Consider the following 12,921-nt stretch of genomic DNA (forward strand, 5'->3'; position numbering starts at 1 on the left):
TTTCTTTCTATAGAAACAGGATTTTCCATTAAGCTGCGCCGCGGGATTAATCATGATATTCCACGGTTTATCAGTATTTTTCAGATTAACTGTATAAATAAATTCATAATTCCCCCGCAGGCCATTCCCTCATTACCGGCAACGCTATTAAGCAAAGTGACGATGCAACTTGACGCTTTCCCTTCATCCATGGCTAATAACGCCCTCTGTTTTGCCTCGGCCTCGGCACATCCGCCGCCAATTGTGCCAATGATACGTCCGTCAGGTGTCACCAGCATTTGACTGCCCACTTTGCTAGGAGTCGATCCTCTTTTGGCAATAATAGTAACCAGCGCTGCCTTATTGCCATCCAACAAAAGCTTATTGATTATCGGCAACAATTTGCCATTCATGCCTAATCCCCCCGGTTATGCTCATTGGCCTACCTGGCCGGCAGTTAAATACACTTACTACTTCGGTTGCTATACTCAAAGCTATCTCCGTCGGAGTCTGCGCACCTATATCTAGACCGATTGGCGCGCGGATTTTTTTTAGGCTTGCTTCCGCTACGCCTTCTTCATACAAAAGCCTTAGTGTTTCCCTTACACGCGACTTACTGCCAATCATCCCCAGATAACCGGCTCTTGTGTTAATAGCGGCTCGCAAGCATTGCAAATCATACTGATGACCACGAGTAACAATGATGATAGCCGTATGAGCATCTACATTAGGGCAAAGCTCCGCCAGCGCCTGTTTAAAACTTTGCAGCAACACTTGATTGGCTTTAGGAAATCTGTGCTTATTAGCAAAATCGGGGCGATCATCTACCACGGTTATCTCGTAGTTGAGCATCGCCAGAACCTCTACAAGGTGGCGGCTTATATGGCCTGCCCCAAAAATCAGTACTTTATGCGTTTTAGAAGGCTGATCCCAAAAGAGCTGATAACCTTGTAAGTTTTCATAATCTAAATCAATAACCGTAGGCTGTTTCCAGGTAAGCTGTTCCACGGTTCTCACCACATACTCAGTGAAGGATTCGTTAATCAACAGGCCTTCTGCTCTACCGTCGGCATAAAGCAGCAGCATTTGCCCTTCATTGCCTTTGCGGCAATGGGGACAGGCGACCAACGTAATCAACGACACTGCTATACCATTTTGGACCGCGTTGTATAACTGCGAAAATAAGTTCATATCTTTCCCCCCAACCAAAGCAAAGCTTCCAGTACACCCCCACCGATAGCCCTGGCTTTATCAGAAATGCTAAAACAATGTTCCAAACGGCAACGCGGATCAACGTCGCCCACCTTCATTCCTTGCTTGACCGTTAGCCCATCATGCAGTATGCCGCGCAATATACCTGATATTTTTGCTTTAACCGGTATCTTATCCACATAGGCAACAATATCATTGGGGCTAACGATGTCGCCAATCTTTCTTTTGGCTTGAAATATGCCATCGGTAGCAGCTTTTATGACCCGTTCCTGCGTATAGCCGCCGATATTTCCGGGAACGCCGGTATTAGGTAAAGCCGTACCTTGCGTTATCACTCGCCCAAGATCATGTCCGCGCATCGTTTCAACAACAGCGTGAACATCCTGACCAGCCACAAATCCGGGGCCGGTTCCAATCACTATACCGGCGTCAGTAAGAAAGGTTCCGGTATTTTTCTTGGCTAAAATTGCATCAACGACTGCCCACGGTTTAAGCAACCGCACTACGGTTGCCTGGGGATCTATAAGTACGGGTATTTTCCCCAACGACAATAGTTTCCTTATGTCTTCTTTCTTCGCAAGTTTCGCTTCCATACCTTCAACCAAAGCATTCCCGGCATAGATTGCTTCGGCAAACGCTACCGTATAGCGAATAACTGTCGGTTTGGTCAATTCAGTAATAACAACGTCAAACCCACTGCGGAAAAGTCTGTGCACAATACCGGTTGCAATATCTCCGCCACCTTTAACAACGACCAGCTTTCTCATTGGTTAACCCTTATCCGTTATCATATTTTGTTCACGCTTGTTGCGTCCAATTATCATATACCTGACTTATTGCCTGATTGAGCGCCCTGTGCACTAATACAGGACCCGCCGTTTTCTTATATGCGGCCGAAGCACGCTGGCCAAGCGTTGCGCTAAGTTCCTCACATGCTGCCTGTACGCTTTTTGCTACTGCGGCAGTGGTTAAGTCAGCCCCCACCAGAACATTTTCCGCTTTATGCAATCTAAAAGGATTCTGAGCCACTGAACCGGCTGCAATCCGGCAATCGGTAACGGTGTTGCTTTCCCGTGAATACCCGACTACCGCTGCCATACTGATGCGGGAAATTGCCAAGGCATTGCGCCGGCCGAGCTTGATAAAAGCACTGCCGCCAGTAGCAGGCAGCGCATCAACTGTAATCAATTTAACAAATTCATCAGCTGCCAGTTTCGTTTTGCCAATACCTAAATAAAAATCCTTAAGCGGTATTTGCCGTTCACCGTGATCGCTAGTTATTGTCAACACAGCGTTAAGCGCCATTAAAGCCGGCAGCGTATCCCCGGCCGGCGAGGCATTGGCTATATTGCCCCCCACTGTTCCGGTGTTTCTGATTTGCGGCGAACCGACAGAGGCCGACGCCTGGGCAAGTAAAAAGGCTTTGGAGCGAATTAAAGGGGATTCAGCTAATTCAGTAAAGGTGGTCATTGGCCCAACAATAATTTTATCAGCTTGCTCTGTTATGCCTTTTAGTTCCGGAATAAATTTCAAGGAAACAATGCATTCAGGGTCAATCTTATGCTCGCGCAACTGAATTACAACGTCAGTACCACCAGCAAGAATTTTTGCTCCGGTCTTTTTCGTGGATAAGAATTCTGTTAATTGTTTGATATTTTTAGGTGCATAGTAAGTCAGCAATTTCATCCATGCTTACCTCCTAAACTTTTCTTGGTAGACCGATTATCTCAATAAAAATCACTGCCCCGGCCTTGATCTACTCTTCCTCAAATAGATTTTCAGCCAGATCATTCAGTTGCTGCGCTGTGCCGTTCACTTGCTGCACGACCCCCGCAACCTGGGTGGAAGCCTGAGCTATCTGTCCAATTAAGTCATTGACGTGGGATAGCTGTTCATACAAACTGCCACTGTCTTTTTGTAATTGCTGTAACGCAGTACTAATGTTTTTGGTAGACTCCGCACTGTTTGCCGCAAGTTTCCTAATTTCCTCGGCAACAACACCGAAACCACGGCCGGCGTCACCAACTCTGGCCGCCTCGATGGCTGCATTTAAGCCTAACAAGTTCGTTTGACTGGCAATATCTTTAATAAAGCCAATTACCTGATCAGTTTCCCCGACCCGAATCTGAGAATCTTTTGCCGTTTGCGAAAGTGTACAGCTAACCGCGGAAATTTCCTCGGTTTGCGCGGAAATTTCCTCGGTATTGCTTGCTAATACCTCAAGGTTTTCTGCCAGTTTTCCGGCCATATCCCGTAGTAATTCTTCCCGCTCAATCGTCTGGGTAACGGCAATCGAACCAATGATTTCTCCTGTTTCCGATGTGATTGGCAACGACATGGTGGTATAGGGTACACCATAATGCGACTTATCTACATGACCAACTACGCGGCGACCTTCATGCACCGCCCGGTAAATTCCCGTTCCGGCTAAAAGTTTATCGCCCTGTTGACATTTTAAATCAAGTTTGTTAGCAGGCAGATACAGGCGTATTTGTTCACAGTCAGTAAGTGTTACACCAATTTGACCGCCGAAAAGCGTGTGGATCATCGGTAATACGCAATGATAATAATCCAGATAATTTTTCGGTTCCATGATTCACCTCTCCTATAGTTGTTCTTTCGGCCGGCTGAGCAAAATCGTTAGGAATAAACACTCCGTAATGATTAATAAAAATTGCCGCTCCTTTAATTTGCCCTCTGCTAAGCCACGCTTGTGCCTTTTGCCAGCCGTTGCGCAAGGATTTTTCTATAATTTCCTGCGGCAAAGCGCCAACACTGGCAACAACGTAGTGGCCTTTTATATCAATATTAGGATCAAGCGTTTCGGCAAGTACCCTCTGAATATTAGGATGCGGCGCATACGTTGCATTGCCCAGACTTGTTGCGCAAGCATCCGCAAAAGCAGCCGAACCTGCCGCGACCACAGCAGCGGTCGCTATGCCCTTTGTGAAACTTCGCCCGCCCAGCCCGCTGGTTGTAATGCCGCCAATACCATCCTGGGCAGTTATTTGCTTAACATGAGTAAAGGGCGCCGCCAGCGCCGGCGCCAAGCCTACCGCCACACTTTCATTGTTCCGCAGTCGGACAGCTATATCGCCGCCGTTATTGATAATTACCTTGGTAGCACCTTGCGCAACCAAATAATCCGCAACAAGATCGGCAAAGGAACCGGCAACAGCCGCCATCGGCGTAAGAGTTTCATCCCCTGATTCCCGGACGGCGGCTACCATTTTTTGCAAAATGGCAGGAAGCTCGCTTATATCCCCGACTTCAGCCTGTGGCAGAGCTGCAATATGCTTATGTTTAGCTAATTCATCAAGGAGTCTCATCGCCTCGCGGGCAGCCACCCTTTGCTGCTTAATGAGCGGCTGTCCGTGGCAACTGGCTTGAATCGTCATTTGTATAGGACCATAATCCAATTTTACCAGATTGGACTTTAGCGTCTCGATCATTCTTTCTGCTCCGCTGCAACCTCACCCACAGGGCGTATATGTCCCATATGGCCGCCAATTTTCTGATACGTTTCTTTGGTGAGCGTATATTCGACCGGCACAACTGTAGCCGGCGTAGCCACCCAGGTAAAAGCCTTAGGAACGACCTTTTCCACATCCACCATAAAGTTAATACCGCCACCGGGCAAAATAAATGTCGGTGCCCCGCCGATTGTCAGCTTGGCTTCATTAGCGTGAACCGCTTTTGACAGCTTAATCGGATAGTTTGTAACACCCGCCCGGGCACTGCCGCCTGTGCCGCCGACATAAACAGCGGCCACTCTGGCATCTTCACAATTAGCGGCAATTAGGTCAACAGCCGCCTGCACATCAGACGTCATCGCGACTTCTTTTACCGACCCGTCAGCTTGTACTTCTAATAATCCCGCCTTTTGACCGGTAGTTTCCGTAACAAGAATTTTCATGCCCGCCTGCGCTAGATGCATGTCAACGGCTTTAACCGCCTGAATCGGAGTCTCGATATGGGTGCCGCCCCAGCCGTGTCCCGCCTCACCAAAATAACGTCCGCGGGTACTTTTCCGTCCATTGACTACAACCCCGCTGAATTTCATCCCGACTTCTTCCCCGGCACGGTGCTCGGACAACAAGCCAATGACATGATAATCTAAAATAATAGCCTCATCCACTACTTTGGACAACTGGCCGGCAAACATCCCAATTGTCGCACTGCCGCAGCCTACCCGCATTTTTTCTTCGGCTATATCATCAATGATTGGCGCATGGCCGACCTGCAATTCCAGTTTGCTGCCTTGCTCAACCTGCAGCGTTACCCGCTCACCATTGGCAATTTGTACGATTGTTCTGGCGGCCATGAAACCGGCTCTGCCGCTACTTAAAATATTGGCACCGCCGATTGACAGCATTTTTGCTCCATATTCTTCCGTATCAACCATGCCAATTACTTGGCCTTCGCGACGCACCTTAGCCCCCTCAGCGCCAATATGACGGTTACAGTCAATTTTCACCTTAATCCCGCTATAACTCAGCGGTGCTTCCGTGACGACCGTTACCACTTCGACACCGTCCACGGAATCGGCGACAATGTGCGGCGCCGGCTTACAGCACGGATATTCGGTCCCGGAACCGACCGCCGTGATGAGCGGCTTAGCCGGAACTTCCGGGTGCGCAGCGCCGGAATTTGTATTCGTAATTGCCAGCGGTCTGTTCCGAACAAGTCTACCGTCAACATTAGTATAACGCCGACAAGCGCCCTGAAACTCCGGCTTAATTTCACATTCAACAGGACAGGAACGGCATTTGACGGCCTGAGCAGCAGGCTCTTCCCTTCTAGTAATAGCGCCAGCCGGACAGACCCTTAGACAAACACCGCAGCTTGCACAGGCTTCATAAATTTCCGCTTTTTTATCGACAAGACCAATGGCTCCCACCGGACAGTTTTTTACACAAATTCCACAGCCTTTACAAAGTTCTTTATCAACTAACATCATACAGCTCCTCTCTGAATCAACTTTGTAATTTCCTATAGTGTGTATAGGCTGGGCAGAGAATCTTTTCTCTGCCCAGACAGACTATTGATGTTTTCAACAAGATTTTGACTGATCTGTCGCTTCCAGGGACTTGTTCATGGTCTCTTCACCCAGGACCAGTACATTTAAGGCAATAAAGATTAATACACCGGCAAACATCGCAAACACCAGCGAGAACTTGTCCGGACCGGTAAACATCGCACCAACTACCAGCGGTGCCAGCATACCGCCAATACGTCCGAACGCACCGGCCCAGCCAGTACCGGAAGCACGGGCCTCGGTGGGATACAATTCCGGTGTATAGGTATACATCAGCCCCCAGGCACCCAGGTTAAAGAACGACATCAGGCAGCCCCAAATCAGAATTTCGTTCCAGGTAGCTGCCGTCCCAAACATATAGGCCGTACCGGCACATAGAATAAGGAAGGCCGATATCGTTGGCTTACGGCCAATCTTATCAACAAGTGCGGCCGCAGTAAAATAGCCGGGAATTTGGGCTAAAGTCATCCACAATACGAATTCGAAAGACTGAACCATACTGTGCCCCGCTTTAACAAGCAGCGTAGGCAGCCACATGAAAATTCCGTAATAAGAGAATACGACACCAAACCACAAAATCCACAGACATATTGTTTTTTTGAGATAAGGACCCGTAAACAATTTGGCAAGGGAAAATACACTTTTAGCAGGTGCCGCCACGTCGGATTCTTGCGGAGGCTCGCCGCAGGGCACGCCCAGTGAGCGTTCAACACTACACACTAATTCGTGTGCTTGTTGGAGTTGGCCCTTTTTGATAAGATAGTGGGCCGATTCCGGCACATGCCACCACAAATAAAACACCCAAATTACTGGGAACGCGCCGACATAGAAGGCAAGCTGCCAGCCGTATTTAGGAATAACAAGGTAGGAAATAATTGCCGCTGCCAGCCAGCCGAACGCCCACGAACTTTCTAACAAGACAATCATCCGGCCGCGATATTTGGTCGGTGAATACTCACTCATTAACGTTACAGCAACCGGCACCTGGCCGCCAAGACCAAAACCAACGATAAAGCGAAATACCAATAGGGATTCATAGCTCCAGGCAAACCCGCAGGCGCCGGTTCCCAGACCGTATATAAGCAAAGTTGCCGCCAGCACTTTTTTGCGCCCCATGTAATCCGCCAGCGTACCGGCCAAAGCGGCACCCACGGCCATGCCTACTAAGCCCATGCTGCCGATAAAGCCTATTTGGGCGGAACTAAGCTGCCAAATTGCCATCAATTTGGGCAGCACAAAGGAAACAATCCCCGTATCCATCGCATCAAATGCCCAGCCCACAGCAATAATACCTAACAAACGCCAGTGCCATTTCCCTAATGGCAGGTTTTCTAAACGTTGTGTAACACTTGCCATTTTTTTCTCTCCCCCTTTTATTGCATTTCTAACTCAACATTCATCGTGCTTCCCAGGTTGCCGCCCTTTTTCCGCCAAAGCAGCCAATACTTTTTCCGGCGTAATCGGCAAACTATAAATTCTGACGCCAATAGCGTCATATACTGCATTGGCTATAGCAGCCGCCGTAGGAATCAGTGCCGGCTCCCCCACACCCTTAGCGCCGAACGGGCCGGATGGCTCATGTTCTTCAACAATAATGGTTTCAATTTCCGGGGCATCCAGCGCTGTCGGAATCAGATAGGAATCAAAATTGGCATTCTTTATCATGCCGTTCTGTACATGAATTTCCTCAAGAACACCAAAGCTCATGCCCATCAAGCCGCCGCCTTCAATTTGCCCTTCAACCTGCCGCGGATTGATGGCCTTCCCCACATCATGGGCCGCCACTACTCTGGTAACATCAATCTTGCCGGTTCCGGTATCAACCTCAATCTCCACAACCTGAGTGGCAAAAGCATACGTACCAAAAGGCCGTCCCTGCCCGGTTTCCGGATCAAGCCTGGTTGTATCGGGGTTAAACCAGCCATGGCCGAGTGTTAAAATCCCCTTGCTCCGGCATGTCGCGATAACATTTTTAACTAGTAATTCGGTTTTATGGCCGTTCACACAGACATAGCCATCGGCAAAGCTAATTTCGGCTTCACGTACCGTTAATGCTTGCGCGGCTTCGCTGACAACATTTCTTTTAGCTTCTTTTGCGGCTAATCTAACCGCATTGCCGGAAATGTAAGTTTGGCGACTCGCCGATGTCGCGCCGCCATCCGGCGTCACAAATGTATCGGCAGAAATAACGGTTATCATGTCGTAGGGAACGCCTAATTCTTCGCCGACGATTTGCGCTAATACGGTATCCGATCCTTGTCCTATATCGGCGCAACCCGACAAAACATTAACGGACCCGTCACTATGCCATTCCACGTAGGCACCTGACGGATTAGGCAGCCCGGTATTGCCGATGCCATACCACATACAGCCAATTCCTACACCTCTTTTTTTCATGGCTTCCCCTCCTGCTTAACCGCCGGACTCAGTATGCCTGCCTGTTTCACGGCCTGCTTAAGGGTTTCTATGATCCCCACACTATCCTGCATCAATTGTCCGGTAGCCGTAAGGCTGCCACGGACAAGGGCATTGCGCAAGCGAATCTCCAAAGGCGTAATTCCTAATTTTTCGGCCAGCAGATTCATCTGCGATTCATGGGCGAAAGCTACCTGCGGCACCCCAAAACCACGCATCGCGCCCGCCATAGGATTATTCGTATAAACGCCATAAGCATCTACCCATACGTTAGGTACTTCATAAGGTCCGGTAGCATGTACGGCCGCCCGTGTCAGGACGCCGGGACCATACGACGCATAGGCCCCCGTATCGCCGACAATTTTAGCCTTAAGTGCCGTAAGTTTACCATTCTTCGTTGCCCCGGTTTTATATTCCATATAGTAGGGATGCCGCTTGCTGGAACATATCATCGATTCTTCCCGGTCATAAACAAGTTTTACCGGACGCCCCGTATAGTAAGCGAGCAAGGCGATATAGCACTGCACCGATATGTCTAATTTACCGCCGAATCCCCCGCCGGTAACGGTCTGGATAATCCGCACACGGCTGGCATCCATGTTCATTGTCCGGGCAACTTCGCCCCGGTCGTAATGAGCATTCTGGGTTGATACCCACAGGGTAATATCTGTCCCATTGTATTCCGCTACGCCGGCTTCAGGCTCAATGAAGGAATGCGCAACCTGTTGCGTGCGATAGACATTTTCCACAATGATATCTGCCGCGGCAAATCCTGCCTCGATATCTCCTTTGCGAATTTTTTGCAAACAAAGAATATTGCTGGCATGAACAAGAGGCGCTCCCGGCTGCATGGCTTCCAGCGGATCAAACACCGGCGGCAATTCTTTGAGTTTAACTTCAATTAAATTCACAGCCTCTGCTGCCGCTTTTTCCGATTCCGCCGCAACCAGGGCAATGGCGTCACCGATTCTACAAATTTTGTCTTTCACCAAAACCGGCTCATCTTTAACAATAATTCCATTATTATTGGTCCCCGGGATATCGTTTGCCGTCAACACTTTAACTACTCCCGGATACGCCGCAGCCTGGCGTGTATCGATCGCTTCCACCATAGCGTGCGGGACCTTGCTGCGCAGCACTTTTGCATGTAACATGCCCGGGCGCTTAATATCAGCGGCAAAAATGGCTTTTCCTGTTACTTTGTACAGCGCGTCTTTTCGGATAACCGAAGCCCCAACACCCGTTCCCTCCATTAATCATTCTCCTTTCTAAGCGTTGGCAGCCGCTTCTACAGAGTCAACTATTTTTTTATAGCCGGTGCACCGGCACAGGTTCCCGGAAATGGCTGTTTGTATTTCCTCCCGCGTAGGCCGGGGATTTTTATCCAGCAGCGCCTTGGCCGACATGAGCATTCCCGGAGTGCAAAAGCCGCACTGTACGGCGCCATAATCAAGAAACGCTTGTTGCAAGGCGCTAATTTCTCCTGTACTGATTCCCTCGACCGTAGTAATTTCCGCCCCATCAACCGTTGCCGCCAGCACCAGACAAGAATTGACCGTACTTCCATCCATAATCACTGTACAGGCACCGCATTCGCCGACGTTGCATCCCTTCTTCGTGCCGGTAAGATTGAGGTCATCACGCAAAAAGTCTACGAGTAACCGATCAGTAGGTACTTCTGCCGAAACCCTTTGACCATTCAAGCTGAAACTAATCTTGCTTTTTTCCATTTTCACCTCTCCAATAGCAAATAATTAGATAATTGAAAAGCTGACAGTAAGAAAGTGCTACTCATTTCACCATGGTATACAGCTTCTTCATCATAATCGGCGAGTCAAGACTCCCGCCTCTATAGACGGCGTCAGTTCAGGTGGAATTGCCTCTCCACCTGAACCCCCGACGTTTCAGCTTTGCTGAAACAAGCTCACTTAGTAAGCTTAGGTAAGTATTCATCTTCCAGCTGACGAATTTTCGGCAAACCAATCAGTTCGTTAAATTGGCTAAAGGGAATCATTTTATCAATAAATTCTTGCGTTGTTCCTTTATCTTTCAGTTCGTTCATCAAATTAAACATCGCCTGCGCCGTAACATAGGTTGATGCCGTAGGATAAATTACCAGATTATAGCCGATCTTTTCCAGTTCACTGGTATTCAGCAGCGGTGTACGGCCCCCCTCAACCATATTGGCCAATACCGGAACCTGGAAACTGGACGTAATGCTTTTCATCTCTTCTATATTTTCCGGTGATTCAATAAACAGAACATCGGCGCCGGCTTCTTCATAAGCCTTCCCCCGGCGTATCGCTTCCTCGATACCCAGAGTTGTCCTGGCGTCAGTGCGCGCGAGAATAACAAAGTCCGGATCCCTGCGGGCCGCCACTGCGGCTTTTATTTTTCCAACCATTTCTTCGCTGGGTATAACCTGACGCCCAGTCATATGGCCACATTTTTTGGGAGCTACCTGATCTTCCAGTTGAATAGCGGCCGCACCATTCTCCTCGTACATGCTGACAGTACGCATTAAGGTTACGGCATTGCCAAAACCGGTATCGCCGTCGGCGATTACCGGTATATCTACCGAGTGCACAAAATTGCGGACCCGTTCGGCCATTTCCGTCATGGTCAAAAGTCCGACGTCAGGCATCCCTAGATGACTTGCCGCCTGACCATACCCGGTAAAATAGATCGCCTCAAAACCAACCTTCGCAATAATTTTAGCCGTTAGAGCATCATGCGCTCCCGGGGCGATAAGAATTTGTTTTCTGCTTAATAATTGTCGTAATTGTGTAGTTTTTTTCATACTTTTCTCCTCTATATCGCTTAGTCTGCCAGTCCAAAATGCCGCTTGGCCAAACGCAATGCTTGCGTAGGCCTGTATTCAGCCAGTAAGCCGATTGCATATAGCAAATAAGTTTTATCAATGATTACCCTAATATTTTCCTTAGGTAATAAAGATATGCCGGGATTATGTACAGCGTCCCGGATAATGGCCGCTGCTTCGTCAGTTGATAAGCTTGTAAAAATACCGCCAACCGCAATTACTGCTTTGATTCTGCGCAAATCTCTCCCGACCGGAGTACCCGGTACAATACCCATGACCGGATCAAAACTCTGAGCGATATAACCGGCGTGGCGTTTGAAGGCAATTTCCACAGCCGCCCCGGCCATAGCCCGGTCAAATAATTTATCCTGGTTAGACATAGCCAGGTATTCCGGATTGGCCTCCAGTTGAGCGGCATAGCCATGCAAAGATTTTTCCAAGGACTCCCCTTCCAGGCCGGCACGGGCGAGAATCGCCTTTTCCCCGGCAGCCTCAAGGATTCCCCGTGCACTTACCCGTAACCCTAAGTTACCCTCCACGGTACGATAGGACAATTGCTTTTCATTGGTGACGATCAAGCCCTTTTCTTCTATCGACAATTCTTCCAAATAAGGCAAAACAGAATGAATATCGGTGGTTGCTCCGCCTAGATCAACAACGGCCAGATTACCGATGCCCTTTTCCTCGCGCGTGCCTTTCGCCATTAGCTCTGTGGCTAAGAGCACCGCTCCCGGGGTAGGAATCACCTTCTTAACCGTCAAACGCTCCATTAACTTGCCAAGCCCTTTGGCTTCCGTAATCTGATGGATAAACTGCTCGTGAATAGCCTCGCGCGCCGGCTTAACGTTTAAGCTGTGAATCGTGGGCATAACATTGGCAACACGAATTGTACGAATCCCTGCCTGCTGAAGAATCGCCTCGACTTGCGGCTGTATGCTGACATTGCCGGCAAGCACAACTACCGCGTTAACCTTACTGTCCACAATCAACCGCGCATCTTCCAGGAGAGATGCTTGATTGCCGCCGTCAGTACCACCGGCTAACAGAATAATGTCCGGACGAATCTCACATAGCATTTCCAGTTTATTTTCCGGCTTGTCTTCAAATGACATGACCTCTAAGACCCTGGCTCCGGCATTCATCGCCACTTCTTTCGCCGCTTTAGCCGTAACCCGGGGCATAAAACCCATGGCTACCATCCGCAGGCCGCCGGCCGCACTGCTTGTCGCCTGGACATTACGGGCCGTAATGGTTTTGGCGTTAAGAGCCGCCGCCAGCCCGTCCAAGGCCGCGCCCAAACCCCGGTTAATATCTTTTACGGTTGTAGGGGCCTGCGCTCTGGCCAGCCAGACCAATTCGCCCGCTACATTATCCATTGCGGTCGCTTTGGTAAAAGTACTGCCAACATCAAACAAGATTGTATCAATCAGCTTTTCGTTCACTATACTCATCATAG

Annotated in this window: 13 protein-coding genes; all 13 read right to left on the reverse strand. The window is 49.1% G+C overall.

The features are described 5' to 3' along the window. Positions 1–80 precede the first annotated feature (80 nt). Positions 81–392, reverse strand: coding sequence for an XdhC family protein (locus BLR65_RS02015; RefSeq protein ID WP_093791910.1), 312 nt, complete (start codon positions 390–392; stop codon positions 81–83). After that, the gene (locus BLR65_RS02020; protein ID WP_093791912.1) at positions 361–1,170 is read right to left on the reverse strand and encodes an XdhC family protein; all 810 of its coding nucleotides are present in this window, start codon (positions 1,168–1,170) and stop codon (positions 361–363) included. The genes BLR65_RS02015 and BLR65_RS02020 overlap by 32 nt, the downstream gene beginning before the upstream one ends. Next, the gene (gene yqeB, locus BLR65_RS02025; protein ID WP_093791914.1) at positions 1,167–1,958 is read right to left on the reverse strand and encodes a selenium-dependent molybdenum cofactor biosynthesis protein YqeB; all 792 of its coding nucleotides are present in this window, start codon (positions 1,956–1,958) and stop codon (positions 1,167–1,169) included. Before yqeB ends, BLR65_RS02020 begins: the two co-directional genes overlap by 4 nt. 31 nt (positions 1,959–1,989) lie before the next feature. Next, positions 1,990–2,877, reverse strand: a complete 888-nt coding sequence (locus BLR65_RS02030; protein WP_093791916.1) for an FAD binding domain-containing protein — start codon at positions 2,875–2,877, stop codon at positions 1,990–1,992. Positions 2,878–2,947: 70 nt separating this feature from the next. Then, positions 2,948–3,784 carry a methyl-accepting chemotaxis protein gene (locus BLR65_RS02035; RefSeq protein ID WP_093791917.1) on the reverse strand — a complete coding sequence of 279 codons (837 nt, stop codon included), beginning with the start codon at positions 3,782–3,784 and terminating at the stop codon, positions 2,948–2,950. Next, the gene (locus BLR65_RS02040) at positions 3,693–4,643 is read right to left on the reverse strand and encodes a hypothetical protein (RefSeq protein ID WP_093791919.1); all 951 of its coding nucleotides are present in this window, start codon (positions 4,641–4,643) and stop codon (positions 3,693–3,695) included. The genes BLR65_RS02035 and BLR65_RS02040 overlap by 92 nt, the downstream gene beginning before the upstream one ends. Further along, the gene (locus tag BLR65_RS02045; protein WP_093791921.1) at positions 4,640–6,151 is read right to left on the reverse strand and encodes a DUF362 domain-containing protein; all 1,512 of its coding nucleotides are present in this window, start codon (positions 6,149–6,151) and stop codon (positions 4,640–4,642) included. Before BLR65_RS02045 ends, BLR65_RS02040 begins: the two co-directional genes overlap by 4 nt. A 93-nt stretch (positions 6,152–6,244) precedes the next feature. Next, positions 6,245–7,585: an MFS transporter gene (locus BLR65_RS02050; protein WP_093791923.1), complete on the reverse strand. Its 1,341-nt coding sequence runs from the start codon at positions 7,583–7,585 to the stop codon at positions 6,245–6,247. 33 nt (positions 7,586–7,618) lie between these two features. Further along, on the reverse strand, positions 7,619–8,626 hold the full coding sequence (locus tag BLR65_RS31275) for a xanthine dehydrogenase family protein molybdopterin-binding subunit (protein WP_093791925.1): 1,008 nt from the start codon (positions 8,624–8,626) through the stop codon (positions 7,619–7,621). Beyond that, positions 8,623–9,897: a xanthine dehydrogenase family protein molybdopterin-binding subunit gene (locus BLR65_RS31280; RefSeq protein WP_169716855.1), complete on the reverse strand. Its 1,275-nt coding sequence runs from the start codon at positions 9,895–9,897 to the stop codon at positions 8,623–8,625. The genes BLR65_RS31275 and BLR65_RS31280 overlap by 4 nt, the downstream gene beginning before the upstream one ends. Before the next feature lie 15 nt (positions 9,898–9,912). Further along, entirely contained in the window at positions 9,913–10,374 is a 462-nt protein-coding gene (locus BLR65_RS29385) for a (2Fe-2S)-binding protein (protein ID WP_169716854.1), read from the reverse strand. A 194-nt stretch (positions 10,375–10,568) separates the two neighbouring features. Further along, entirely contained in the window at positions 10,569–11,444 is an 876-nt protein-coding gene (locus tag BLR65_RS02065) for an isocitrate lyase/PEP mutase family protein (RefSeq protein ID WP_093791927.1), read from the reverse strand. A 20-nt stretch (positions 11,445–11,464) separates the two neighbouring features. Then, positions 11,465–12,919, reverse strand: coding sequence for a glutamate mutase L (locus BLR65_RS02070; RefSeq protein ID WP_211285136.1), 1,455 nt, complete (start codon positions 12,917–12,919; stop codon positions 11,465–11,467). Positions 12,920–12,921 lie beyond the last annotated feature (2 nt).

It is taken from the genome of Sporomusa acidovorans (assembly GCF_900101845.1).
Lineage (GTDB): Bacteria > Bacillota > Negativicutes > Sporomusales > Sporomusaceae > Sporomusa > Sporomusa acidovorans.